Genomic DNA, 25,402 nt, shown 5'->3' with positions numbered 1-25,402 from the left:
CAAATTAACTAAAACTATTTTAGAATTAACCACATTATTTGTTTCAAGAATTAGAAGTTTCCAACTACTTCAAACTCTTTCTTATTGTCTTTGTTTTCTGAAACTCGTTTTAAAAATGCATTTAAATCGCTCGTTAGAGGTAATTGGTTTTGACTTTTCCAAAATTGTTCTGAATATGGATATTTTACTTTAAAAATATCTTTATCCATAGACAAATTTGATTTTGCTTTTTCGGCAATAAAACTATTCGTTACAAAAAAATTGGTCGAATAATCATAAAAAGCTCTTGGAACCTTTTCGTTACCAAGCAGTTCAACTCTAACATCTGATTTTGCATTATTTAAATAATATTTATTGGTACTGCTGTTCTTTCTATAATTTGATGTTGTTTTAAAAACAGTTGTTCGATATTCGACACTACCCTTTTTTTGAAACGGTACTTTTTCTCCATCATCATAAAGATCAAAGTGTGTTTCGACAATTGCATAATCCTCCTTATTAATTATAAAATAACCGCTTGTTTTTTGTCCAACAGAATTATCTGATTTTTTACTAAAACTAATTTTAAAAAAATTATTCGCTGCATTTTTTTCCTGTGTAAGTTCGAAGTCTTCCAATTTTATAACTATAATTGCATTGATGTCAAATAATTTTTCAAAGCTTTGAAATTCAAAATAAATAAAATCTTCTTTATCCTTAATTCCAACTTTCCTCATATTCAAAATCTCAACTTCACATTTATTATCAGGTTGTGTTTTGGTTTTAAAAATACTTTTTCTTGATACTTTTCCATAAATATCCTGCAGTCTCACTAATTCATCATTTCTTTTCAAAACACATCGCAAAAAGAAATTTTCATTATAAGGTTCTAGTATATAGTTTTCCTTCATTTTAGCATACGCCTTTTTCATTATAGCCATTTCACCACCCACTACTACTTCTTCAAGCTCAATTGTTTTGCTTTGTAAAAAAATTGTATCTCGTTTATTTACTTCCTCAAAACTAAGTTTAAGGCTTTCATAACCAATCAAACTAAAATTCAATTCATTATAATCTGTAATAAAAGAAAAATAACCCTCTTCATTAGTTATCGAGTTATCTTTTAAATTATAAACATTTACTTTTTCCAATGGCAGTTTTGTCAATTTATCAACCACCACTTTTTTAGTTTGTATTTTTTGTGCTTCGGCATAAAAACCAAAGAGAAGAAAAAGGCTCAACAAGACAATCTTATCTTTCATATTTACAGTACTTATTTTTATCAAATATAAAATATTCCAACTTCAAACCATACTTATCTTACAAAATATACTATCTTTAATTAGACGATCAAAAATGTAAAAACTACAGATATTTCGATATTGTGCATACAAAAGTTAAATCGATTTTAGATTATATTTGTAACAAATCAATCTTTTTGATACTTATTAAAAAAATATACATATGAAATTTTTAGGAAATGTAATCGCCACTGTTATTGGTATTTTTGTATTTATCATGATCTTCTTTTTTGGAGTTATTCTAATTGGAGCCATTTTTGGAGGAGAAGACAAGGTTTCAGTAAAAAATGATTCGGTTATAGAATTAAATCTAAAACAAATCAATAACGATTATGCGGGTAAGTATAAAGATCCATGGGTAACTGTTTTTTCAGAAAAAAAAGGAGTTGGTTTAACGGATGTTATTAATGCAATTGAAGCGGCAAAAACAGACAGTAATATTAAGGGAATCTCGATTTTAAATGATGAATCATCTTTAGGATTGGCTCAATATAAAGATTTACGAAATGCACTTGAAAGCTTCAAAAAATCAGGAAAATTTGTTTGGGCTTATGCCAATACTTATTCTCAAAAAGAATACTATTTAAATTCTGTTGCCAATACTGTTTATTTGAATCCAGCTGGAGATTTAGATTTTAAAGGACTTTCGTCTGAAGTTATGTTCTTTAAAGACTTTCAAGAAAAATCAGGGATTCATATGGAAGTTATCCGTCACGGAAAATATAAAAGTGCTGTTGAGCCATTTTTAGAAAATAAAATGAGTGATGCAAATAGAGAACAAGTTACTGCGCTTTTAAATTCTATTTGGACAACAGTTTGCAGCGACATTTCGAAAAGCAGAAATATTCCTGTTGCTAAATTAAATGAAATAGCAAATGGTCTATTGGCTAGAACTCCTACAATGGCAAAAGCAGAACGCTTAGTTGACATTGTTGCTTATGAAGATGTTTATCATAATGCCATCAAAAAAGCTTTGAAAGTGACTGGAGATGATGATTATAATAAAATTTCTATTTTAGATTACACTCAAAACAATATCACTACTGCTTTAACAAATACTGCTGATAATCAAATTGCTATTATATACGCTCAAGGCGAAATTGTTGGCGGTGAAGGTGATGTAACAGTGATTGGCGAAGGCTCAATGCGTCGTTCGCTGCAAGAAGCTCGAAAAAATGAAGATGTAAAAGCAATTGTTCTTAGAATTGACAGTCCAGGCGGAAGCGCTTTAACTTCAGATTTAATTTGGAGAGAAATTGAAATCACTAAAAAGGTAAAACCAGTTGTGGTTTCTATGGGAAATTATGCGGCTTCTGGAGGTTATTATATTGCTTGTAATGCAAATAAGATTTTTGCCGAAAGCAATACTATTACGGGTTCTATAGGTGTTTTTGGAGTATTGCCAAATTTCACGCCGTTGGCTACCAAATTAGGAATTTATACAGAACAGGTTAAAACACACGAAAATTCAGCAAATTACAGTCCGTTTGTGCCGCTTGATGAAAAATTTAAAGCTTTTACACTTGAAGGAGTTGAACAGATTTACAAAAATTTTGTTACGCACGTTGCTGAAGGTCGAAAAATGACTTTCGCTCAAGTTGATTCTATTGCTCAAGGAAGAGTTTGGTCTGGATCTGAAGCTGTAAAAATTGGATTAGTAGATAAAATAGGCGGTCTTAATGACGCTATTGCTGAAGCTGCTAAAATTGCTAAGATCAAAGATTACAGCACACAAAACTATCCTGAGTACGAAAAAACTTTTAGCGATTTAATGGCTAATCTTCCTTTTGCAAAATCGAAAGAGGAGTTTGTAAAAGAAGAAATCGGAGAAGAAAATTATCAGCTTATCGAGCAAGTTAAAAGATTTCAAAGACAAAAAGGCGTGCAGGCGATGATGCCATTTGGAATAAACATTAAATAATGCTATCTAAAAAAATGAAAAATATATTTCTCTTTTTTTCCGTTTTATTCCTGACAATTGCAAATGCACAAAATGCAAAGCAGCATACTTTTAAAGAAACTAATGTAACTTTAAAAATCAATATTGATCAGCTGTACGGAACTCTAACTGTTCCTGATGAAGTCAAAAAATGTCAGGTTGCTTTGATAATTGCGGGTTCAGGTCCAACTGACAGAAATGGAAACAATCCAATGATGAAAAATAATTCATTAAAAATGCTGGCAGAAGCTTTAGCAAAAAACGGAATTGCATCATTACGATTTGATAAAAGAGGAATTGGAGAAAGTAAAGCTTCTGCGATAACAGAATCGAGCTTAGTTTTTGAAAACTATACTGAAGATGTAAAAAGCTGGATTAACTTTTTGAAACTTGACAAACGTTTTACACAACTTACTGTTATTGGTCACAGCGAAGGTTCATTAATTGGAATGATTGCAGGCGCAAAGGCTAATAAATTTGTTTCTATCGCAGGCGCAGGAGAATCCGCAGATAAACTTATAAAATCGCAAATAGCTTCTAAATCAAACAAGCAATTGGAGGATATGACATTTCCTATTATTGACAGTTTAAAAAGCGGCAATAAAGTAAATAAAGTTGATCCGCTTCTAAATTCGCTTTTTAGACCAAGTATTCAGCCTTACTTAATTTCATGGTTTAAATATGATCCTAAAACCGAGATTAAAAAATTAACCGTTCCTGTTTTAGTTTTACAAGGAAACAACGATTTGCAAGTAAGCGTTAAAGATGCCGAAAGTTTGGCTCAAGCCAATAAAAACTCGCAATTGGCCATCATTGATAAAATGAATCATATTATGAAAATTATTGACGGCGATAAGCAGGCAAATATGGACAGTTATAATAATGAAACCCTGCCAATTTCGGAAGTATTGATTGAAAAAATAGTCTCCTTTATTAAAAAATAAATACAATATCATAAATTTAAATCCGTTTGAAAATTATCAGACGGATTTTTTTTATTTCCGTTTTACAGCTATTTCTTACAGTTTTTAAAAAAACTTTATCGTCTGTCTCATTCAAAAAAACTATTTTTGCATGAGTCCTAATTTCAAATTAAATCTCAAATCTATAAATATGTTAAAGAAAATTTTAAAAATAAGCGCCATTGTAATTGTGGTTTTTGTTGCCGCATTATTCGCCATTCCTTATTTCTTTAAAGATCAAATCAAAGCAAAAATTGCTGATGCCATAAATGAAAGTGTAGATGCTAAAGTAAGTTTTGCTGATGCTGATTTGAGTTTGTTTAAAAACTTTCCAAATGCAGCGGTAGCAATCGAAAAACTAGTAATCATTAACAAAGCTCCTTTTGAAGGTGATACACTTGTTTCGTTAGGCGAGTTGAATTTAAAAATGAGTATTAAAGAACTTTTTAAAGGAAAAGATGAACCGTTGAGTATTCAGGGAATTACTTCTGAAAATGGTTTGGTAAATATCATCTTTAATAAAGACGGCGTAGGAAACTTCGATATTGCTTTGAAAGACAAGAAAGAAACTGCTAATGATAATTCAAGCAAACCACTTTCGTTAAAAATTCAAAATTATAAAATCGAAAATTTCACGTTCAGATACATTGATCAAGGATCAAAAATAAAAATGGTTATTGATAGTTTGAACCATGAAGGAACTGGCGATTTTACCAATTCAAAATTGGATTTAACAACAAAATCAACTGCAAAAGTATCTTTAGATATGGACAAGATCAATTACATGAAAAATGTAAAATTGACTTTAGATGCAGTTTTAGGAATTGATTTAGACCAAAGCAAGTACACTTTTAAAGAGAACAAAGCTTTAATTAATCAATTGCCATTAGAATTTGACGGTTTTATACAAATGGTTGAAGCGGGACAGATTTATGATTTAAAATTTAAAACGCCAACCTCATCATTCACTAATTTCTTAGGCTTAATCCCATCAGCATATTCATCAGGTCTTGATGGCGTAAAAACAACTGGAGACTTTACGGTTGCGGGTTTTGCAAAAGGGCAGTTGACAGATACTACTGTACCAAAATTCAATATTGCGATTGCATCAAATAATGCTTCATTTCAATATCCGAACTTACCAAAATCAGTTCAAAATATTGTAATCGACACTAAAATTATAAATGAAACTGGGATTTTAAATGATACTTATGTTAATCTAGACAAACTTTCGTTTAGAATCGATCAGGATGTTTTTAATGCTAAAGCAAATATTAGAAACATTACTGTAAATCCTTTTGTTAATGCGGCTTTAAAAGGAACAATCAACTTGGCTAATCTATCAAAAGCATATCCTATTAAAATGGATAAACCTTTGGCAGGTATTTTAAAAGCCGATGTTACGACACAATTTGATATGGCTTCTGTTGAAAAGAGTCAGTATCAAAACATTAAAAATGCTGGAACAATGAGTTTATCAGGATTTAAATATACTGATGAAAACAATAAATCAATGAACATCAGCACGGCATTGGTTGAATTCAATCCAAGTACGATTAATTTGAAACAATTTAATGCAACTACGGGAAAAAGTGATCTTGCTATAAATGGTGTTCTAGAAAATTTCTACGGTTTTATGTTCAAAAAACAGGAATTAAAAGGAAACTTTAATATGAGTTCAAATCAATTGGCTGTTGATGATTTTATGACTGCCGGCGAACCTGCAAAAACAGAAACGAAAACTGCCGCAAAACCAGCTGAAGCAATGAAAATTCCAGCTTTTTTAAACTGTACATTAAATGCAAAAGCAACAACTGTTTTATATGACAATTTGAAGCTTAAAGATGTTTCTGGAAAATTAATCATCAAAGATGAAAAAGCTTTACTGGAAAACTTTAAAACATCAATTTTTGGAGGAACAATTGGTTTAACTGGAGCTGTTTCGACTAAAACTAAAGTTCCAACATTTGATATGAATTTAGGTTTTAACCAAGTTGATATTGCGCAGACTTTTACTCAATTGGACATGATGAAAAAAATTGCTCCAATTGCAGGAATCATAAATGGAAAACTAAATTCAACTGTAAAACTAAACGGTAATCTTGATGCAAATGAACTTACTCCAGATCTAAAATCAATTTCAGGAGATTTATTAGGGCAGCTGCTTTCGACTACTGTAAACTCTAAAAACTCTACTTTATTGAATGCTTTAGGTTCAAACATTAAATTTATTGACATGAATAAAGTCAATTTAAATGATATTAAAGCGGCTTTGACTTTTGATAATGGAAAAGTAAATGTAAAACCATTTGACATAAAATATCAAGACATAAAAATTACGGTTGGCGGAACTCACGGTTTTGATCAAACCATGAACTACAATTTAAAACTTGATGTTCCTGCTAAGTATTTAGGAAATGAAGCAAATGCCTTTATCGCTAAAATGTCTCCTGCAGATGCTGCAAAACTGCAAAACATACCAATAAATGCAATGATCACTGGTAATTTTTCTAATCCAAAAATTACTACCGATATGAAAACTGCAGTTTCTAGTTTAGCCACGCAAGTAGCAAATCAGCAAAAAGAGAAGCTGACGCAAAAAGGTACTGCTGCTTTAACTGATTTAATCAACAAAAACACCAAAGCGAAAGATACAACGCAGGCTGCGAAAACTGAAAAAGAACAAAAAACTCAAGAGGTCACTAAAAAAGCAAGTGATTTATTGAATGGATTATTTAAGAAGAAGAATTAAATAAAAAAAGGCATCCTGTTAAACGGATGCCTTTCTTTTTCTTTTACATTTAAATAGCTTTCGAAAAGATATTTAATTTACCATTGTTTAGAATTGAATTAATGGTTTTAATATAATCCTTTTTAGAATACAAATTAACGTCTATCCCCACACTGCAATTATCATAAGGCTCATATTTTTGAATGTTTGAAACAGAGAATAAACCAATTGTTGGTGTTTGAACTGCACTTGCTAAATGCATAATTCCGCTGTCAGCACCAATAAACAAATCCGCATTTGCAATAACCGAACCTATTTCGCGAATATCTTTACTATAAAATGTCGGCGCTTTAAAATCAATCTGTGAAACGTTTTCTACTGGCAGAATTTCAACAATATTATAGTCTTTATATTCTGCGGTAAGCTGTGAATAAAAAGATTCCCACCACTCTACTGATAAACATTTTGCACCAGTTGCATAAGTAAAGATGCAAATTGTTCTTTTGGCATTTGAAACCAAATCATTTAGAATTTCTTTTCCTTCAGCAATTTCAGAAGAAGATAATTTAAGATCTATAGGAGCTATTATTTTGTTGCTTTTTGCAAATCCTAGTTTCGTTAAATAATGTCGGAAATTATAAACTGGATATTTTGCAATATGATTGTAGTCACTTTTTACAAGTTGAGATTCTTCTAATAAATCTCCAAAGAATTTGTACTTAGCATTTGAGAACTGGACTGCTAAACGTCCTGAAGAAGAATTTTGATCGACGTTGATCGCAATATCATATTTTCGTCTTTTTATCGAAATCCAAACATTTAGATATTTCAATAAACTTTTGAATGGCTTTTTTGGTAAATCAATAACTTTATCGATACAGTCATAATTCTCAAAAATTACTGGAGCTAAAGTTCCCTTAACAAACAAATCGACTTTACAATTTGGAAACATTGCGCTGACTTCCTGAACGAGAGGAGTAATCAGTAAAAGGTTTCCTAATCTGGCATTTGGTCTGCAGACTAAAACCCTTTTTATCTCCATTTTGTCTACTAAAACAAAACCAGGATCTTCCTTCGGTTTTCCAATATTCTTAGTCAGACCGCGCATTATACTGCGCCTGTATTGATTTACTTTTGTTAGAACACTCATCTGTATCGAATAATTTATGAATTATTAAATCGCTCTTAATTTTAGAATAAAACCTGTTATGACTTGTTTCCAAATCTAGGTTCTTTATTTTTCTAAAAATAAATTCTTTCAATAAGCATTTATTACAAAATTGTAACCAAATGTATCAATATTTGCATCTTTATGTCTTTGGAAAGAGACATAAAAATACAATATTAATTTCATAAACAGCAAAATACTAGATAGTTACACAACAAAAATCGACAGATAGGTAAATTTTCTAGACGTTTATATTTACTACATAGCCTTCAGAACCGCGAATATTAAAGACAGTTCCGTTTTCAAAAATTAAATACTGACCTTTTATTCCAACTAGTTTTCCTTGAAATGAAGGTGTTTTATCCAGATTCAAACTCGCTACTTTTGATGGGTAATTCAAAACAGGATAGTTTAACTCATAGACATCGTTTTTCTCCGTGTAAAAATAATCTCTAACCTCAGCAGGAATTAGATTTTCTACTTTTGCTTTTTCAAGAATCAAATCACAAGATTCTGCATTACTCTGCAGCATCTTTCTCCAATTTGTTTTATCAGCATAATGGTCTTTTAATGCAACCTCAGTAATTCCAGCCAAATAACGATTTGGAACTTCAACAATTGTAATTGCCTGCGTTGCTCCTTGATCGATCCATCGTGTAGGAACTTGCGTTTTACGCGTTACTCCTACTTTTATTTCGCTTGACAATGCCAGATAAACAATATGCGGTTGCAATTGTACTTTTTGTTCGTATTCTAAATCTCGATCAGCAACTCCTAAATGCGCCGTACTCAATTCTGGTCTCATGATCCAGTCACCCACAGCTGGACTTGAGTAAAAACACTCGTAGCAAAAACCTTGTCTGTAGATTTTTTTCTTTTTATGGCAATTCAAACATTCGTAACCTGCAAAATTAATCTCAATTTCTTTATTCAATAACTGATTAACATTGATAAAACTGTCCTCGAAAACCAAATAATATTGAATTGGGTTCCCTAGTTCAGTCTGCATTTTTGTAAGTACACCTTGATATGTCATTATATTTTAGATTGCTGATTTTAGATTTTTAGATTACTTGTAGACATTCCGAATTTTAATCTATAAAATTCATCTTTAATGAAAATAGAATGCTTTTTTTTTACAAAAAAACACTATTTTTGATACAACGGCAAAGTTAATATTTGTACATCGATATTCAAATTTTAAGTTTCTTGATTTTTACTCTAATTGTTCAATCTAAAATTTAAAATCCAAAATCAGCAATCTAAATTCTAAATTCTCTCCATGCCCTTATCCATTATAAATTCTTTCGCTTCTTGGGTCCTGAAACAAAGGATACATCAAATAGAACTTTTTCTAAAATATCCAAATGAAGTTCAAGAAGAACTCTTGCACAATTTATTGACAGCATCAGAAAATACAGTCGTAGGAAGACAGTATGACTTTGCTTCTATAAATTCTTATCAAACTTTTGCAGAAAGAGTTCCTATTTCAAGTTACGAAGAACTACAGCCTTTGATTGAACGTACGCGTCAAGGCGAACAGGGTGTTTTTTGGGAATCGCCAATTAAATGGTTCGCCAAATCGAGCGGTACTACGAACGCAAAAAGTAAATTTATTCCCGTTAGTAATGAAGCTTTAGAAGACTGTCATTATAAAGGAAGTAAAGATTTACTTTGTTTGTATTTGAATAATAATGAGGATTCTGAATTGTTTCTTGGTAAGAGTCTTCGCTTAGGCGGAAGTTCTCAGATTTATGAAAACAACAATACTTTTTTTGGAGATTTATCGGCAATTTTAATCGAAAACATGCCTATTTGGGCCGAATTCAGCAGTACACCAAGCAGTAAAACTTCGCTAATGAGCGAATGGGAAACTAAAATTGCTGCGATTATAAATGAAACAAAAAACGAAAATGTAACCAGTTTTGCAGGAGTTCCTTCGTGGATGCTGGTTTTAATGAACAAAGTTTTAGAGAATACAGGTAAGCAAAGTTTATTAGAACTATGGCCGAATCTTGAGGTTTATTTTCACGGAGGCGTGAGTTTCTCTCCTTACAGAGAACAATACAAGAAAATTTTGCCGAGTAAAGATTTTAAATATTACGAGATTTACAACGCTTCTGAAGGCTTTTTTGCAATTCAGGATTTAAACAATTCCAGTGATTTATTATTGATGCTGGATTACGGAATTTTCTACGAGTTTATTCCAATGGAGACTTTTGGAACTCCGAATCAAAAAGTAGTTCGTTTAGCTGACGTTGAATTGAATAAAAACTACGCTATTGTTATTACAACCAATTCTGGTTTATGGCGTTATTTAATTGGCGACACCGTTCGTTTTACTTCTTTAAATCCTTATAGAATAAGAGTTACGGGTAGAACGAAACATCATATTAATGTTTTTGGCGAAGAATTAATGGTCGAAAACACAGATCAAGCCATTGCAAAAGCCTGTCAAATTACGCATACCGAAGTTATCGATTATACGGTTGCTCCTATTTTTATGCAAGACAAAGAAAAAGGCGCACACGAATGGATGATCGAATTCAAGAAAAAACCTGCCGATGTTGGTCTTTTCCAAAAAGTACTTGATGAAACGCTGCAAACTTTAAATTCTGATTACGAAGCGAAACGCTACAACAATATGACATTAAATCCTTTGGTGATTAATGTAGCTCGCGAAAACTTATTCTATGACTGGCTAAAGGAACGTGATAAACTTGGCGGACAGCATAAGATTCCTAGACTTTCAAATCAGAGAGATTATTTAGAGCAGTTGAAGGAGATGTAGAGTTTAAGGCTTTCAAAATAACTGATATTAAATCTAATAAAATATGCCGATACCAAGACATGACGAGATAAGAATCTCTGCATTAAATCTATTATTAAACGGATCAACAATGAAATTAAAAGATTTCATTGAACCATTATCTAAAGAATTTTCATTAACCGAAGAAGAAAAAAATGAAATGTATACTTCAGGAAATGGTCATATATTTTATGATAGAATATCATGGGCGCTAAGCTATTTAAACATGGCGGGGCTTCTAGACAAACCAGCAAGAGGCCACTATAAAATCAACTCCAAAGGAATTGAGATGCTAAAAAGCCCAGAAAAAATTAATGCATATGTTGATGTAGAAGTGGCAAAACGCGATAGGACTAAAAAAATAAACAAAAATCCCGAAATCAAAATAATTGACACAAATGATGGATCGACTCCTCAAGAAAAGTTATATACATCATTTAGTAACATAAGAAACTCCATATATGATGAAATTTTAACAACAATTTTAAGCAAAACACCAACAGCTTTTGAAAAATTAGTTGTCTTATTATTACAAAAAATGGGATATGGCGGTGAGATAAAAAATTCAGGATTAGTCACGAAAAGATCTAATGATGGAGGAATTGATGGCATTATAAAAGAAGATATTTTAGGCTTCGGTCGAATAAATATTCAAGCTAAAAGATATCGTCTTGATATTGCGATTGGACGTGAAGAAATCCAAAAATTTGTAGGAGCATTAGCTGTTGCACAATCTAACAAAGGCGTTTTTATAACTACGTCATATTTTTCTAAAGGAGCTATTGAATACGTTGAAAATTTATTTGGAAATACAACAGTTGTATTAATTGATGGGAAAAATTTAGCCAGCTACATTTATGATTTTGGACTAGGCATGCAAATAGAACAAACTATTGAAATTAAAAAAATGGATTCCGATTTTTGGGATTCAATGACTGATGAATTATAATGTCTTTTTTAGATTTTCTTACTTCATAAAAAAAACCTCAGCCTAAAAGAAGACTAAGGTTTTTTTGTTTTATTTAAGTTCTATTTGTCATTTCGACGTAAGGAGAAATCCTCACGAGAAGCTCGACAAAGATTGGACTCACGTTGTGGAGTTACTTGCGAAAATTTCTCCTTACGTCGAAATGATAAACTGTTTTATTTACATCATATCAATATATCGGTCATGGTACCCTAAAAGATACAGAACTCCGTCAAGTCCTAAACTTGAAATCGAGGTTGAAGCACTTTCTTTTACTTTAGGTTTTGCATGAAAAGCAATTCCTAAACCAGCTAAGTTCAGCATTGGTAAGTCGTTTGCTCCGTCACCGACAGCAATAGTTTGGTTGATGTGAATTCCTTCTTTTTCGGCAATTGCTTTTAGATGCTCGGCTTTCTTTTGTCCGTCTACAATATCACCTAAATATTTCCCGGTTAATTTACCGTCTTTAATCTCTAATTGATTGGCATGAACATAATCGATTCCAAGTTCTTTTTGAAGATAATCTCCAAAATAAGTGAAACCTCCAGAAAGAATTGCGGTTTTATAACCGTAATATTTTAGGGCTTTCATCAAACGATGTGCTCCTTGTGTAATGGGTAAATTTACGGCAACATTATGCAAAACTTCTTCGCTCAAACCTTCTAACAAAGCCATACGTTGTTTGAAACTTTCGTTGAAATCAATTTCGCCGTTCATTGCAGATTCTGTAATTGCTCTTACTTGAGGTCCTACTCCATTCAACTCCGCCAATTCGTCAATAACTTCGGTTTGAATTAAAGTTGAATCCATATCAAAGCATACTAAACGACGGTTTCGTCTGTAAATATTATCTTCTTGAAAAGAAATATCTACGTTTAAGGTTCTGGAAATTTCCATGAAACTTGCTGTCATGGCAATCTTATCGACAATATCTCCTGTTAGTGATAATTGTATACAAGATCTTGGGTATTCTTCTTTTTCGACAACAGAGGTTCTTCCTGTTAATCTTATTATAGAAACGATGTTTAAATTTTGATCGGACAAAAGTTTTGCTACGGCAGCCAATTGTGAAGCGGCAAGTTTTTCTCCTAATATATTAATAATATAGCGTTGCTTCGATTGCGTTTTTACCCACTTTTCGTAATCTTCAAGAGAAATTGGAATAAACTTTACTTTAACTTCTAATTCATAAGCTTTAAACAGCAAGTCTTTCAAAACTGGTCCAGAGGTAGAGCCGGCTTCGATCTCGAACAAAATCCCTAAAGAAAGTGTGTCATGAATATCAGCTTGCCCAATATCAAGAATAACAGCATCATAAGCTGCTAATACTGCTGTTAAACCAGCTGTAACTCCCGGTTTATCATGTCCTGAAACTTTTAATAAAATAATTTCTTTATCCTCTACTGCCATTTTATCTGAATTGATTTTAAGAAGCGACAAAAATCGACAATCTCTCGATCATAAAAAAGAATATTCTTTACTTTTTTAAAAAGAAAAAGCACATAAAGATGTGCTTTTTCTTTTTATTTAACAATTACAGCCAAGTATTAGAATAACGTAACTTTTACGATTATAATTTTAGAACTTAGCAGAAAATTATCAAATAAAATTAGTTATAGTGTTTATATTAAATACGACCCACAGCTAATCATTTGTATCTCCAAAAGTGGACGTTTTCCGTGTATCTTTCATAAAACTGTATACAATCAAAGAGATAAAAATACATCCCGTAACGTACCAATAAAAATAGGTCTCATGTCCAACATTTTTAAACCAAAGTGCAATATACTCTGCTGTTCCTCCAAAAATTGCCACGGTAACAGAATAAGGGAATCCTACTCCAAGCGCACGAATTTCTGTTGGAAATAATTCGGCTTTCACCACTGCATTAATAGAGGTATATCCACTTACGATTATTAAAGCAATCATAATATAACCAAAAGCTTCCCACTTTTCAGAAGCTCCTGATACTGCTGAAAGCAATGGATAGGTGGCCAAAGTACCTAAAATTCCAAAAGCCAAAAGCAATGGTTTTCTACCTATTTTATCAGATAACAAACCAAAAACGGGCTGAATCAAGGCAAATATCAACAGCGATAAAAAGGTAACTAATGTAGAATCATCTTTTGATAGATGAACTGTATTGACAAGAAATTTTTGCATATAAGTACTATAAGTATAAAATGCAATTGTACCTCCCAGTGTTAAACCGACTACTATACCTAAAGATTTTTTATGACGCATCAATTCTCTCAAAGAACCACTTTTCTTTTTTACAGTTTCCTCATTTGTATTTTTTATGATTTTAAATTCATTAGTTTCTTCCATATGACTTCTTAAGTATAAGGCTACCAATGAAAGTACGGCTCCAATAAAAAACGGCACTCTCCAGCCCCATTCGTGCATTTGGTCTTCCGTCAAAAATAGTTTTTGCATTACTAATTGAATTCCAAGTGCTATTAACTGTCCTCCAATTAATGTGACATATTGAAAACTTGAAAAGAAACCTCTATGTTTTGCAGTTGCCATTTCACTCAAATAAGTTGCTGAAGTTCCGTATTCACCCCCTACACTTAATCCCTGAAGCAGTCTTGCGATCAATAATAAAATTGGAGCCAGAACACCTATAGATTCATAAGACGGCGTCAATGCGATCAACAGCGAACCTAAAGACATTAGCAAAACGGATAAGGTCATAGAAAATTTTCGGCCAACTCGATCTGCAAGACTTCCAAAAAGCCATCCGCCAATAGGACGCATTAGAAATCCTACAGCAAAAATTCCAGCTGTATTCAATAATTGTACGGTACTGTCGCTTTGTGGAAAAAACACAGGAGCAAAGTAAATTGAAAATGCAGAGTAAGCATACCAATCATACCATTCTACAAGGTTTCCAATTGATCCGCTCATAATAGCTTTTAAGCGACGACTTGTTGTCATTTGGTCAGACACAACGTTTATTTTTTTTGACATAATTTAAGTATATTAAAGACATATTTGAACAGAAGCAATAAACTCACCGGCTCTTTCAAAAACATTATTTGTTATTTTATTATATAATGGACGACTGGAATATTGAAATGAAACTTTTGCATTGTGTCCGTCAAGCAGAAGATTAGTTCCAAGATCATAATAACTTCCTTCTTTTTGAAGTGCTTCCATATTTTTTAAAGTGTAGGCTGCAAAAGGCTGTATTCGGATTTTATCGCTAAACTTAGGCAGTAAAAATCCAGCTTGTGTATACCAAATCTGTCCGGTTCCTAAAAGATATCTTGCATTTCCAAAACCTTCTTTAGCTATTGGTCCTTTAAAATTCAAATCGGCGGTTCCTGGATTCATTATTCCTGTAGTCCGAATATAATCTGGTCCAAAATTGTAATTATAAAAAACACTAAGAAATGAAAGTGACATCTTTTTTTCTTTTGGTCCAACAGGCAGTTCTGTAAATACATCCAAGCCTAGAACCATGATATCATGACTTTTAAAGACTCCTTCCGAAGGCTGCGTGAGCGTTCCATCTTTTGTCGAATAAAATCCTGCACCTACATTTAAAATCTTCTTTTCCCCTAGATAAGTACCTACTAAAAATGGAGCACTCCTATTTTCAGTATCAAAAAACTGATAGTCAAAATATCCAGAATACGAAAGTTTACCACTCTTATTATTATCTACAGCACCACCTCCAACAGCAGGTATCAAATTGGTTGCAAAAGGTTTATTTACATTTACTCTATAAGCCGCTTTTTTATATTCACCATGGGCAAAAATACCAAATTGTCTCGCAAATTGATCTGAGACTTCGATGTTAATAAAATTAAAAACCGGCAGATCTAAAGTTAATACTTTAGTTGAGCTTGCATTTGTTAAACGACTCACTCCATTCCAACTGTGCAGACCTGCTCCCAGATAAAGACTAAAATCATTTACTTTTTTAGTTTCACTGTTCATCAATGGCAGTACGGCGAACTCATTGTAAGCATCATGTATAAAGAATACCGCTTTTTTACCAGCGCCATTACCTCCCGTTCCTGTTCCTCCGCCAGAAATAAAGGATTGATTGTTCATTCCCATTTGAACAAACATTAAATATCTGGGTGAAAGCTGACCTGTTGCAGTAATTCTCATTCTTCTAATTCCTGCATCATATGTGGTCGACTGTGGTACTCCATTGACCAATGTTCCTGGATTATTTTCTATAACCCTAAACCAAGCTTGATTGGAAAAACCAAATTTTAAATATTTGCTTCCATCCTCATTAAACTTAATTTTTAAATCGCCCAAAGGCTGTACTTTCGATTTAGGACTTTCCTTTTTAACAGCTTCAGGATCTTTAATTTCCTGAGCTTTCAAATTCCCTATACTCAGGACACAAATTAATCCCATAAAAATTCTAAACACGTCTTTTTTCATATAGCTCATTAAATTTAAACCCATTAATAATTGAAAACTGCATTTTGTATCAGCAAATTAAAAGGTCCATCTTGAAGCAATATTGAAGTAAATCTATGTTTTACTTGAAATTTTGATTGTGTCAGTTAGAAGTCAAATATCTAAGTATCTGACTTTTTAAAAAATTTAATTTCAAGAATATGAAAGGAAGAAATGTAGTAGTAATAGATAGAATGATCGAAAATTTCGCAGATCTTTTTTGCAATTGCAAGGCCTATTCCAATAGAATCTAATGACTGATTGCCTTTTTTAAATCTGCCAAACAATTCGTCTATTGGAACTGAAGGCGCGTATCCTGTATTTTTTATTTTTAGTTTTAAATCTGAAATCTCGATTATAATTTCTCCTCCCGCAAAATTGTGTCGGATGGCATTACTGAAAAGATTATTTAATAAAATTCTTGCCAGATTCTCATCCATGTTAATCAGTACACCTTTTTTTATGTTTTTGGTTAACCTAATATTTTTCATTTCAATCAAATCAGAAAAAAAAGAGTTTGTTTCTTCGACTAAAGCACTAATATCAGTATAGCAATTCTCTTTGTTTTCAAAATTTTCAAGTTTTATGAGCAAGGTCAAGGATTGGTTAATCTTGGAAAGCTTTTCTAACTCTTCCAACATAGAAGTTAGTTTAACCAACTGTTCTTCATCAAGATTTGATTGCAGCAGAAGCTCTATTTTAGCTTTAATAACTGCTATAGGAGTTTGCAATTCGTGTGAGGCATTTTCAGAAAATTCTTTTTGTGCAATGAAATCTTTCTGGGCTCTTTTGGTCATTTTTTTCAAAAATCGATTTAATTCCTGAAACTCAAGCGTATTTGTTTTCTCGAGTTTGATATTAGCCTTTTGATTTATTGTAAATTTCTTAACAGATCTTAAAGTGGCATTAAACGGAGAGAGGAAATAGCCCGAAATGACTTCACTTAATACAATTACCATTGAAGTAAGAAAAATAAAAGTCCAAGCAAATACCATAAAAATACCGTTCAAATAAATATCATTGGTGATAATCATAAAGGTATGACTCGAAATTCCATAGTACTTATTGTTGATTTTATGGATGGTTGTAACGCAAACTTCTGTTACATTATCCTGCAATTCCTCACTCCAGACCACTTTAAACTTTACTGTTTCTATAGCGTTTTTTTCAGTGAGAGATTGTATCGCTACATTTTTCCTGGAGTTATGTTCTGTAAAGTCGCAGCCAGATTCAATTTGTTTGGCAATAATTGCATTTAAATGCTTTAATTCGCCTATTGTAGCTTGAGAAGCACTTCTTTTTACTGCTGTATAAACGATAGAAAAACCAATGAGCAGTACAAAAAAAGTAACTAAAGAATAGGCTTTCGTATAACGATAATTTAAACGTGTCATTACGTGCTCATCTTATAGCCAAGTCCGTAAATTGTACTGATACAATCTTCTCCTCCAGCATCGGTAATTTTTTTCCGAAGATTCTTAATATGCTGGTATACAAAATCAAAATTGTCTAGATTATCTGTATAATCTCCCCAAAGATGAGATGCTATTGCCTGTCTTGAAAGAATCCTATTTTGATTATTGAGAAAATAAATCAACAAATTAGTTTCTTTTCTGGTAAGAATAATTGGCAATTCATTGATTTTAGTTTCCATTGAAAGCAGATCAACTACAATGTCATTAAATTCGATATAGTTTCTGCTTTTATTATTTCTACGTGTTACAGCTTTGATTCTAGAGTATAATTCCGGCAATGGAAATGGTTTTGTAATATAATCATCTGCTCCTTCATCAAATCCTGTGACCTTAAAATCTAAAGAATTCTTAGCCGAAATTATGATCACACAAATTTCAATTTCTTCTTTTTTAATAAATTTAAGCAAATTAATTCCATTTCCATCTGGCAGCATAATGTCTAAAATAAGACAATCATAACTAAACAAAGCCAGTTTTTCACGCGCCTCTTCAATAGTAAATGCCATTTCACAAATATTGTTTTCATGAACGAGGTAACTACCAATGCTTTTTACCAATTCTGGATTATCTTCAACCAAAAGTAATTTCATCTATAATTAGGTTTAAATTTAAAGCTTCGTTATATATTTAACGATAAGCTATAAATATAATCTTTTTCTTATCATAAAATTAATAAACATAAAAAAAGACATCTAAAAATGTCTCTTTAAAATACGAAAGAATAAGATTTTCCCTTTTATATGCTTTATTCTTGCAGCGAATTTTACTAATTTATTTCTTGTTTTAATTTCATAAAAAAACAAAATCATTAATGAAGTGAAATTAACTCGTGAAATTCGCTGCAAAAATTTACTCTTTATCAGTAAGATTATCTAAAACCTGTGGCAAAAACACCCAAGATTTGAATCTCAATTAACTATTCATGTTTTCGTCAAAATTTACCATCCAGCTCACACCGAATTTGTCTTTAAACATTCCGAAATAAGCTCCCCAAAATGTTTTGTTCATTGGCATGAAAACAATTCCACCCGCCGAAAGTCCGTTAAAAATTCTATCCGCTTCCGTTGTACTTTCTACATTTATTGAAATAGAAAAATTCGCTCCAAAAGCAACATCTCCTGATTGCTCATTACTATCGCTTCCCATCAAAATGGTATTTCCAATTGGCAATGAAACGTGCATAATACGATTGGCATCTTTTTCTGAAACTTGTGCGCAGCCTTCTTCTGCCGGCATATCTTTAAATTTTCCGATATAAGGAAATTCTCCTCCAAAAACTGATTTGTAAAATAGAAATGCTTCTTCGCAATTTCCGTTAAAAATTAAATAAGGATTTACTGTTGTCATGATTTCTTGTTTTTTGTTATTATTTGTTTTTTGTCTTCTATTTTTCTGAAAGTTCTTTTACTTTTTCCAGCCCGTTTGGGAAAGTTTCTTTGAATTAATCTAAATATTTCTCCACTACATCTACCTGAGTAATTAAGGTCGTGAACTCCTCTTCAGGAATTAAACGATAGGTTTCCATTGCACCTGTCCATTTTTTTGTTTCTTCATCAAGAGGCTGTTCTTCAAAATTTTTTATTTCTCCTAAATGCTTAAAAGCCATATATTCATTTTGAGTTTTGGTTTCGATTATGCTATACATTCCTTCTCCGTTTGGTGACATAAAATGTATTTTATCCCCTTCGTTCCAGTTGCTTATGGTATGAGATCCTTCGCAAAAAACACTTGTCCATTTTTTATACGTTTCTTCATTCCATAAAACATCCCAAACTTTCTCTGCTGGAGCTTTAATTTTGATTGTAAATTCTAAAGTTTCCATAATTATGATAGTTTAGCAAAATCCATAAATAAAACATTCCATCGATGACCATCTGTATCAGCAAAGCCAAAACCATACATCCAACCTTGACTTTCTGCAGGCGGAGCAAAGATAGTACCGCCGGCATCTTGCACTTTTTTGGCTAGTTCATCGACTTCTTCTTTACTTTCTGCATCAATAGAAATCAGAACTTCAGAACTTAGTTTTGTATCTGTTAAGCTGTTCTGAGAGAAACTCGCAAAAAGTGATTCTTCAAAAAGCATTACTACAAATTTCCCTTCACCAACTATCATGCAGGTCGAACTTGGCGTATCATGTTCTTCATTAAAAGAGAATCCTATTTTCGAAAAAAAAGCTTTTGAAACTGCCACCTCTTTTACCGGCAGATTCAGCCATATTTGCTTTGTCATTTTTTGATGTTTTTCATTAAACATTTTTTATTACGAAGGCACTAAGACATAATGTTTACTTTGTCACAGTTTAATTCTTTGAATCTATGCACCTATGAGTCTTTGAACCTAAAAAAACTAATTATTCTCGACGTAACTTTTAAAATTATCCAAAATAGCCTGCCATCCGCCACGCTGCATTTCTTCAGGATTTTGAGTTTCTGGGTCAAAACTTTCAATTACTTCTACTCCTTTTTCAGTTTCTTTAAAGCTAATTTCAACTTTTCTGCCATCGGCCATTATGTATTCAATATTTTCATTTGGTTTAACCAATGTATATTCCCCTTCAAAATCAAAACTCATGCTGCCATCTTTTGCTGCCATCGTCGATTTGAATTTTCCACCTTCTTGTAAATCATTTTCGGCATAAGGCGTATGCCATTCTGGAGACGCAAAACTCCATTTTGTAATATGTTCTGGAGATGTCCAAAAATCCCATACTTTGTTTATAGATGCGTTGATAGTATTTTGTACTGTTATCATTATTTATATTTTTAAAAATTATACTTTGATTTATATTCTAATTACATCTGCTCTGGAATCTGCGTTTCATCCATAAAGAAAACTTCCCAATGATGCCCGTCTAAATCCAGAAAAGTTCGTTGGTACATCCATCCGTAATCGTTTGTTCTTTGATAATCTGTTCCACCGGCTTTAACTGCTTTGTCTATTATTTCGTCGACCTCTTTACGTGTTTCAACAGAAATGGAAATAAGAACTTCACTAGTTTTATTTGAATCACAAATCTCCTTATCAGTAAACGTTTTATAAAACTCTTCAAGCAAAAGCATTACATTTATGTTTTTGCCAATAACTATACAGGCTCCCTTTTCATTTGTAAATTTCAAATTGGTAGAAAAACCCAATTCATTAAAAAATGATATTGCTCTTTTTAAATCTTTTACAGCAAGATTTATATAAATTTTCGTGTCCATAATATCTAAAGTTACAATTATTTAAAACAAATTTAGAATATTACAATTGGCTTTAGGATACAATAAAAGTCAACTTTAGGGGCATTTAAGACATTTTACTTACATTTGTTACACAATTAATTTTCCAAAAAACCACAAAATCATGAACAAAAGAGTAGGTTTAATCGTGCCTCACGACTATAAATTGTTGAGTATTGCTGCAATTTTAGAAGTATTTGAAACGGCAAATAAATTAAGTAAGGAATCCGAAAAACCATTTGACATTATGGTTTTTCAATCGGCAGAACAAATTAATCAGGGAATTTTATTTGGATATGAAACCAACTCAATTGAAACTTCAAATAAAGTTTTGGATTTGATTTTGATTCCTGCTTTCACTACTGATGATATGAGCGGAATGATCGCTAAGAATAAAAATTTTATTCCGTGGTTAAAAAAGCAGCACCAATCTGGAGCTGAATTGGCAAGCTTCTGTACAGGAGCATTTTTATTTGCTGCATCAGGGTTATTAAACGAAAAACTGGCTACTACTCATGTTGATGCCTGCAGTGCTTTTACAAAAGCTTTTCCGATGGTAAAATTAAAACCGGAAGAAACTTTAACTGCAGATGGCAGTTTGTATACAAGCGGCGGTTCGACCTCAACATTTCATTTATTGATTCTTTTGGTTCAGAAATATTGCGGAAATGAAATTGCGGTACAAATTGCTAAGATTTTCTCGATTGATTTAAATCGATATAAACAAAGTTATTTCAGCACTTTTAGGCCGAATCATTTGCATAATGATACTTTGGTTGCTATGTTACAGCATAAAATTGAAAGTCAATATCACAGCATAGAAAAACTAGAAGAAATTACAAAAGACATTCCTACCAGTGCCAGAAACATGACACGTCGTTTTAAACAAGTTACCGGGATTCCGCCAATTGAATATCTGCAAAATATTAGAGTCGAGAGTTCTAAAAAATATCTTGAACAAACGCAGCTTTCTATTTCAGAAATTATAGAAAAAACAGGATATAATGACCCAAAAGCATTTAGAAAGGTATTTTATAAAATGGTTGGAATGAAACCTATTGAATATCGAGAAAAGTTTAGGGTGCAGTAGTTTTTTTTGAAGCAGAACATTTCGATTTCAAAAAAAACTTTTGTCCTGCTCTACACTATATCTTTTGTTGCGTCCCGAAGCCTCGGGACCGCAACAAAAGGATGCCGTTTCGATCAGGGCTGATTTAGAACTTTTTGTTTTCAAAATATCAATTAATTCTTAATTATTGTTTTTCTTCTTGATGAATAACTTGATTATTGAAAAAAGCATTAAACATTTTAAATTCGCCTAAGTATGAATCTTGAAAACTAAAATCTTCAAATTTATTGTTTAATATTTCATTTGGAAATTTTGAATAAAACAACTTTTTTTCAACTATATTTTCTACTTCTAAAACCAAATCTTTAATTTTCCTTGGATCTAAATTTTCCTTTTCCAATTCTTCAATTCTAGCTCTTGGTATGATCATTTGGTTTTTATGAACCAAAACGCTAATTACATAATAAGGAATCAATATACTCAAATATAAGGTTATAGAACACAATTCTCCTTCCTCAACGACATTCAAAAAAAAAGTATAACATCGATCCTGATTATCAAGCCTAGAAAAATCTTGAAAATCTTTCAAAACTGAATCTTTAGCAAATTCGGCTTTAATATTGCTTCGAATTTCCTGATTGCTATCTGAATCAAAAAATTCAATTAATGACTGTAATCTTTTATATTCTGCAGTTTCAAAATATAACTCTTTTTGAGTCCACGGACATATATTTTTAGGATAATATAGATGAGCTAAATTTTTCAAAACTTCAGTTATCATAATTTATGGTAAAAGATTAAGTCTCAAATATATTATTTTAAGTAAAGAAAGAAAAATATGATTTAAGAATATTCAATAAAAAAACCTGCTCAAAAAATGAACAGGTTCTAAAAAAATATCTTTTAAAATTTACGAAGCGATTTCCATACGCTTCAATAAGTTTTTACTTAAAGTATGTTCTGCATAATCCTTATCGATTGATAAAACTTTATCATCAGAACTTGGCAGTTCGTACATTGCATCTGTTAAGATTGCTTCGCAAAGCGAACGTAATCCACGAGCTCCTAATTTATACTCTAATGCTTTATCAACAATAAAATCTAATGCTTCATCTGTAATTGTAAATTCAACCTCATCCATTAAAAATAATTTCTGATATTGTTTTACTAGTGCATTTTTAGGCTGTGTTAAAATCGCACGCAGTGTTTCGCGATCTAATGGATCCATATGTGTTAGAACTGGCAAACGACCAATAATCTCTGGAATCAATCCAAAATCCTTAATATCTTTAGGAATAATGTATTGCAGTAAATTGTCTTTGTCAATATTATCAACATTTTTAGAAGTTGAGTATCCAACTGCCTGACGGTTTAAACGTTTTGAAATAATACGCTCAACTCCATCAAAAGCACCACCAGCAATAAACAAGATGTTTTGAGTATTTACCTCAACAAATTTTTGATCTGGATGTTTACGTCCTCCTTTTGGCGGTACGTTTACAACTGTTCCTTCTAATAATTTTAATAATGCCTGCTGAACACCTTCTCCAGAAACGTCACGTGTTATTGATGGGTTATCGCTCTTACGTGCGATTTTATCAATTTCATCGATAAACACAATTCCTCTTTCGGCTTTGGTTACATCATAATCCGCAGCTTGCAGTAAACGTGTCAAAATACTTTCAACATCTTCTCCTACATAACCTGCTTCTGTTAATACAGTTGCATCAACAATAGCCAAAGGAACGTCTAACATTTTTGCGATAGTTTTAGCAACTAATGTTTTTCCTGTTCCGGTTTGACCAACCATGATAATGTTACTTTTTTCAATCTCTACTTCGTCATCTAATTGCTGCTGCATTAAACGTTTGTAGTGATTGTAAACGGCAACCGACATTACTTTTTTTGTCTGGTCTTGCCCAATAACGTATTGATCTAAGAAAGCTCTAATTTCTTTTGGTTTCTTTAAAATTAAGTCACCAACAAGTTTTGAGCTTCCGCTTGATTTTAATTCTTCTAATACAATTCCGTGTGCTTGTTCAATACACTTATCACAGATATGTGCATTAATACCTGCAATTAATAAATTAGTTTCTGGCTTTTTTCTTCCACAAAACGAACATTCTAATACTACTTTTGCCATTCTTTATTTAAGTTACTAAGCTGCAAAGATACTAAGTTTCTAAGCTTTTTAATTTAAAACTTAAAAACTTAACTTCTTTACAGCTTAATATTTGTTTTTTGTTTCAAGTTTAATTTTGTTTCAGGTTTCAAGTTAATCTTAGTCCCGAGGCCTCAGGATAGTTCCTCAACAACTTTGAACCTTTAAAAAAATTATCCTCTTCTTAATACTTCATCAATCATTCCGTATTCTTTTGCTTCGTCTGCAATCATCCAGTAATCACGCTCACTGTCTTTGTGCACTTTGTCAAAAGTTTGTCCTGAATGCTGCGAGATGATATTGTATAATTCATCTTTCAATTTCAACATTTCGCGTAAGTTGATTTCCATATCAGTTGCAACTCCTTGTGCTCCTCCTGACGGCTGGTGAATCATAACTCTTGAATGTGGTAAAGCCGAACGTTTTCCTGCTGCTCCTGCACATAATAAAACTGCTCCCATAGAAGCTGCCATTCCTGTACAAATTGTTGCTACGTCTGGTTTGATGTATTGCATCGTATCGTAAATACCTAATCCTGCATAAACGCTTCCTCCTGGAGAGTTTAAGTAAATTTGGATATCTTTTGAAGCATCAGCACTTTCTAAGAATAGTAATTGAGCCTGAACGATGTTTGCAATTTGATCATCGATACCTGTTCCTAAAAAAATAATTCTATCCATCATCAATCTTGAAAACACATCTAATTGAGAAATATTCAACTGACGCTCTTCGATAATATATGGAGTCATATTAGTTGGATTCATCGCTGCTATGATTTTGTCATAGTACATAGCGTTCACTCCTTGATGCTTTGTAGCAAATTTTTTGAATTCTTTACCGTAGTTCATATGTATCTGTTCTAAGTTTTACTTTATTTAATGTATATATTCTTTCATCAAAGGTTGTACCTCTTTCTAAAGGATGTCAATTTGTCTTATTTTGAAAATTTGTTTCAGGTTTAATTTTATTTCCAGTTTCAGGTTTCAAGTTCTCGGACTCACTTCTTAGATAGCCCAGATAGTAGTGAAAAGCTTTTTGAATTCCGGTTTTTAGTTTTTTTTATTCTTGGAAAGCGACTGAAAGAAGCTCTTGCAAGAATAAAAAAAACTAAAACGGAAGAAAAAAACTTGTAACGGATAGCTGGATTAGCTTCTGAAAAGTAATCAAAAATAAATTAAAACAAAAGAGC

General features: G+C 32.1%; 22 protein-coding genes. 6 read left to right on the top strand and 16 right to left on the bottom strand.

The genetic code is table 11. The features are described 5' to 3' along the window. Positions 1 to 50: 50 nt before the first annotated feature. Positions 51 to 1,241: a carboxypeptidase-like regulatory domain-containing protein gene (locus NLG42_RS08335; RefSeq protein WP_257683469.1), complete on the bottom strand. Its 1,191-nt coding sequence runs from the start codon at positions 1,239 to 1,241 to the stop codon at positions 51 to 53. A gap of 202 nt (positions 1,242 to 1,443) precedes the next feature. Here NLG42_RS08335 and sppA point away from each other — a divergent pair, with 202 nt between their 5' ends. The 3 genes from sppA to NLG42_RS08320 all read left to right on the top strand — a co-directional run bounded on the left by sppA (position 1,444) and on the right by NLG42_RS08320 (position 6,933). Beyond that, positions 1,444 to 3,201, top strand: a complete 1,758-nt coding sequence (sppA, locus tag NLG42_RS08330; protein ID WP_257683468.1) for a signal peptide peptidase SppA — start codon at positions 1,444 to 1,446, stop codon at positions 3,199 to 3,201. A 14-nt stretch (positions 3,202 to 3,215) separates the two neighbouring features. Beyond that, complete coding sequence (locus tag NLG42_RS08325; protein WP_099720338.1) at positions 3,216 to 4,163, top strand: alpha/beta hydrolase; 948 nt, start codon at positions 3,216 to 3,218, stop codon at positions 4,161 to 4,163. Positions 4,164 to 4,332: 169 nt separating this feature from the next. After that, positions 4,333 to 6,933: an AsmA-like C-terminal region-containing protein gene (locus NLG42_RS08320; RefSeq protein WP_257683467.1), complete on the top strand. Its 2,601-nt coding sequence runs from the start codon at positions 4,333 to 4,335 to the stop codon at positions 6,931 to 6,933. A 49-nt stretch (positions 6,934 to 6,982) separates the two neighbouring features. Here the strand turns inward: NLG42_RS08320 and NLG42_RS08315 are convergent, their stop codons facing one another. Beyond that, positions 6,983 to 8,062 (bottom strand): glycosyltransferase family 9 protein, encoded by a 1,080-nt coding sequence (locus tag NLG42_RS08315; RefSeq protein WP_089059143.1) that lies wholly within the window; start codon positions 8,060 to 8,062, stop codon positions 6,983 to 6,985. Positions 8,063 to 8,321: 259 nt separating this feature from the next. Beyond that, positions 8,322 to 9,116, bottom strand: coding sequence for a DUF2797 domain-containing protein (locus tag NLG42_RS08310; protein ID WP_089059142.1), 795 nt, complete (start codon positions 9,114 to 9,116; stop codon positions 8,322 to 8,324). Positions 9,117 to 9,362: 246 nt separating this feature from the next. On the opposite strand from NLG42_RS08310, the gene NLG42_RS08305 reads away from it, so the two are divergent. After that, positions 9,363 to 10,871 carry a GH3 auxin-responsive promoter family protein gene (locus NLG42_RS08305; RefSeq protein WP_089054484.1) on the top strand — a complete coding sequence of 503 codons (1,509 nt, stop codon included), beginning with the start codon at positions 9,363 to 9,365 and terminating at the stop codon, positions 10,869 to 10,871. 43 nt (positions 10,872 to 10,914) lie between these two features. Continuing rightward, the gene (locus NLG42_RS08300; RefSeq protein ID WP_257683466.1) at positions 10,915 to 11,838 is read left to right on the top strand and encodes a restriction endonuclease; all 924 of its coding nucleotides are present in this window, start codon (positions 10,915 to 10,917) and stop codon (positions 11,836 to 11,838) included. Between the two features lie 198 nt (positions 11,839 to 12,036). Here NLG42_RS08300 and serB read toward each other — a convergent pair whose 3' ends face one another. The 10 genes from serB to NLG42_RS08250 all read right to left on the bottom strand — a co-directional run bounded on the left by serB (position 12,037) and on the right by NLG42_RS08250 (position 20,965). Beyond that, entirely contained in the window at positions 12,037 to 13,266 is a 1,230-nt protein-coding gene (serB, locus tag NLG42_RS08295) for a phosphoserine phosphatase SerB (RefSeq protein ID WP_099720339.1), read from the bottom strand. 234 nt (positions 13,267 to 13,500) lie between these two features. Beyond that, positions 13,501 to 14,829, bottom strand: a complete 1,329-nt coding sequence (locus tag NLG42_RS08290) for an MFS transporter (protein WP_089059139.1) — start codon at positions 14,827 to 14,829, stop codon at positions 13,501 to 13,503. Positions 14,830 to 14,841: 12 nt separating this feature from the next. Continuing rightward, the gene (locus tag NLG42_RS08285) at positions 14,842 to 16,266 is read right to left on the bottom strand and encodes a porin (protein ID WP_257683465.1); all 1,425 of its coding nucleotides are present in this window, start codon (positions 16,264 to 16,266) and stop codon (positions 14,842 to 14,844) included. Positions 16,267 to 16,406: 140 nt separating this feature from the next. Next, the gene (locus tag NLG42_RS08280) at positions 16,407 to 17,678 is read right to left on the bottom strand and encodes a sensor histidine kinase (protein WP_257683464.1); all 1,272 of its coding nucleotides are present in this window, start codon (positions 17,676 to 17,678) and stop codon (positions 16,407 to 16,409) included. Further along, positions 17,678 to 18,349, bottom strand: coding sequence for a response regulator transcription factor (locus NLG42_RS08275; protein WP_089059136.1), 672 nt, complete (start codon positions 18,347 to 18,349; stop codon positions 17,678 to 17,680). Before NLG42_RS08275 ends, NLG42_RS08280 begins: the two co-directional genes overlap by 1 nt. 322 nt (positions 18,350 to 18,671) lie before the next feature. Next, on the bottom strand, positions 18,672 to 19,106 hold the full coding sequence (locus NLG42_RS08270) for a VOC family protein (RefSeq protein WP_089059135.1): 435 nt from the start codon (positions 19,104 to 19,106) through the stop codon (positions 18,672 to 18,674). Between the two features lie 94 nt (positions 19,107 to 19,200). After that, a complete protein-coding gene (locus tag NLG42_RS08265) occupies positions 19,201 to 19,581 on the bottom strand; it encodes an SRPBCC family protein (protein WP_257683463.1) in 381 nt (126 codons plus the stop codon). 2 nt (positions 19,582 to 19,583) lie between these two features. Continuing rightward, complete coding sequence (locus NLG42_RS08260; protein ID WP_099720340.1) at positions 19,584 to 19,991, bottom strand: VOC family protein; 408 nt, start codon at positions 19,989 to 19,991, stop codon at positions 19,584 to 19,586. A 117-nt stretch (positions 19,992 to 20,108) separates the two neighbouring features. Further along, entirely contained in the window at positions 20,109 to 20,513 is a 405-nt protein-coding gene (locus NLG42_RS08255; protein WP_099720265.1) for an SRPBCC family protein, read from the bottom strand. Positions 20,514 to 20,554: 41 nt separating this feature from the next. Next, the gene (locus NLG42_RS08250; protein WP_257683462.1) at positions 20,555 to 20,965 is read right to left on the bottom strand and encodes a VOC family protein; all 411 of its coding nucleotides are present in this window, start codon (positions 20,963 to 20,965) and stop codon (positions 20,555 to 20,557) included. A 142-nt stretch (positions 20,966 to 21,107) separates the two neighbouring features. On the opposite strand from NLG42_RS08250, the gene NLG42_RS08245 reads away from it, so the two are divergent. Next, positions 21,108 to 22,073 (top strand): GlxA family transcriptional regulator, encoded by a 966-nt coding sequence (locus NLG42_RS08245; RefSeq protein ID WP_257683461.1) that lies wholly within the window; start codon positions 21,108 to 21,110, stop codon positions 22,071 to 22,073. Between the two features lie 163 nt (positions 22,074 to 22,236). On the opposite strand, the gene NLG42_RS08240 is transcribed toward NLG42_RS08245, so the two are convergent. From NLG42_RS08240 to clpP, 3 genes are all read right to left on the bottom strand, one after another. Continuing rightward, positions 22,237 to 22,833, bottom strand: coding sequence for a hypothetical protein (locus NLG42_RS08240; protein WP_257683460.1), 597 nt, complete (start codon positions 22,831 to 22,833; stop codon positions 22,237 to 22,239). 129 nt (positions 22,834 to 22,962) lie between these two features. After that, the gene (gene clpX / locus NLG42_RS08235) at positions 22,963 to 24,195 is read right to left on the bottom strand and encodes an ATP-dependent Clp protease ATP-binding subunit ClpX (RefSeq protein WP_089054474.1); all 1,233 of its coding nucleotides are present in this window, start codon (positions 24,193 to 24,195) and stop codon (positions 22,963 to 22,965) included. A 191-nt stretch (positions 24,196 to 24,386) separates the two neighbouring features. Next, a complete protein-coding gene (gene clpP / locus NLG42_RS08230; RefSeq protein ID WP_089054473.1) occupies positions 24,387 to 25,061 on the bottom strand; it encodes an ATP-dependent Clp endopeptidase proteolytic subunit ClpP in 675 nt (224 codons plus the stop codon). Between the last annotated feature and the right edge of the window lie 341 nt (positions 25,062 to 25,402).

Source organism: Flavobacterium plurextorum (assembly GCF_024638035.1).
In the GTDB taxonomy this organism is placed as follows: domain Bacteria; phylum Bacteroidota; class Bacteroidia; order Flavobacteriales; family Flavobacteriaceae; genus Flavobacterium; species Flavobacterium plurextorum.
The sequence above is the reverse complement of the archived record's forward strand: the minus strand, read 5'-3'. Positions and strand labels throughout refer to the sequence as shown.

What these genes read in the sequence shown, in the direction of transcription:
- NLG42_RS08285 (WP_257683465.1), bottom strand. Translation starts at nt 16,266, where the DNA reads ATGAAAAAAGACGTGTTTAGAATTTTTATGGGATTAATTTGTGTCCTG.
- NLG42_RS08280 (WP_257683464.1), bottom strand. Translation starts at nt 17,678, where the DNA reads ATGACACGTTTAAATTATCGTTATACGAAAGCCTATTCTTTAGTTACT.
- sppA (WP_257683468.1), top strand. Translation starts at nt 1,444, where the DNA reads ATGAAATTTTTAGGAAATGTAATCGCCACTGTTATTGGTATTTTTGTA.
- NLG42_RS08255 (WP_099720265.1), bottom strand. Translation starts at nt 20,513, where the DNA reads ATGATAACAGTACAAAATACTATCAACGCATCTATAAACAAAGTATGG.
- NLG42_RS08300 (WP_257683466.1), top strand. Translation starts at nt 10,915, where the DNA reads ATGCCGATACCAAGACATGACGAGATAAGAATCTCTGCATTAAATCTA.
- NLG42_RS08290 (WP_089059139.1), bottom strand. Translation starts at nt 14,829, where the DNA reads ATGTCAAAAAAAATAAACGTTGTGTCTGACCAAATGACAACAAGTCGT.
- clpX (WP_089054474.1), bottom strand. Translation starts at nt 24,195, where the DNA reads ATGGCAAAAGTAGTATTAGAATGTTCGTTTTGTGGAAGAAAAAAGCCA.
- serB (WP_099720339.1), bottom strand. Translation starts at nt 13,266, where the DNA reads ATGGCAGTAGAGGATAAAGAAATTATTTTATTAAAAGTTTCAGGACAT.
- NLG42_RS08320 (WP_257683467.1), top strand. Translation starts at nt 4,333, where the DNA reads ATGTTAAAGAAAATTTTAAAAATAAGCGCCATTGTAATTGTGGTTTTT.
- NLG42_RS08250 (WP_257683462.1), bottom strand. Translation starts at nt 20,965, where the DNA reads ATGGACACGAAAATTTATATAAATCTTGCTGTAAAAGATTTAAAAAGA.
- NLG42_RS08245 (WP_257683461.1), top strand. Translation starts at nt 21,108, where the DNA reads ATGAACAAAAGAGTAGGTTTAATCGTGCCTCACGACTATAAATTGTTG.
- NLG42_RS08325 (WP_099720338.1), top strand. Translation starts at nt 3,216, where the DNA reads ATGAAAAATATATTTCTCTTTTTTTCCGTTTTATTCCTGACAATTGCA.
- NLG42_RS08335 (WP_257683469.1), bottom strand. Translation starts at nt 1,241, where the DNA reads ATGAAAGATAAGATTGTCTTGTTGAGCCTTTTTCTTCTCTTTGGTTTT.
- NLG42_RS08240 (WP_257683460.1), bottom strand. Translation starts at nt 22,833, where the DNA reads ATGATAACTGAAGTTTTGAAAAATTTAGCTCATCTATATTATCCTAAA.
- clpP (WP_089054473.1), bottom strand. Translation starts at nt 25,061, where the DNA reads ATGAACTACGGTAAAGAATTCAAAAAATTTGCTACAAAGCATCAAGGA.
- NLG42_RS08275 (WP_089059136.1), bottom strand. Translation starts at nt 18,349, where the DNA reads ATGAAATTACTTTTGGTTGAAGATAATCCAGAATTGGTAAAAAGCATT.
- NLG42_RS08305 (WP_089054484.1), top strand. Translation starts at nt 9,363, where the DNA reads ATGCCCTTATCCATTATAAATTCTTTCGCTTCTTGGGTCCTGAAACAA.
- NLG42_RS08265 (WP_257683463.1), bottom strand. Translation starts at nt 19,581, where the DNA reads ATGGAAACTTTAGAATTTACAATCAAAATTAAAGCTCCAGCAGAGAAA.
- NLG42_RS08315 (WP_089059143.1), bottom strand. Translation starts at nt 8,062, where the DNA reads ATGAGTGTTCTAACAAAAGTAAATCAATACAGGCGCAGTATAATGCGC.
- NLG42_RS08270 (WP_089059135.1), bottom strand. Translation starts at nt 19,106, where the DNA reads ATGACAACAGTAAATCCTTATTTAATTTTTAACGGAAATTGCGAAGAA.
- NLG42_RS08310 (WP_089059142.1), bottom strand. Translation starts at nt 9,116, where the DNA reads ATGACATATCAAGGTGTACTTACAAAAATGCAGACTGAACTAGGGAAC.
- NLG42_RS08260 (WP_099720340.1), bottom strand. Translation starts at nt 19,991, where the DNA reads ATGACAAAGCAAATATGGCTGAATCTGCCGGTAAAAGAGGTGGCAGTT.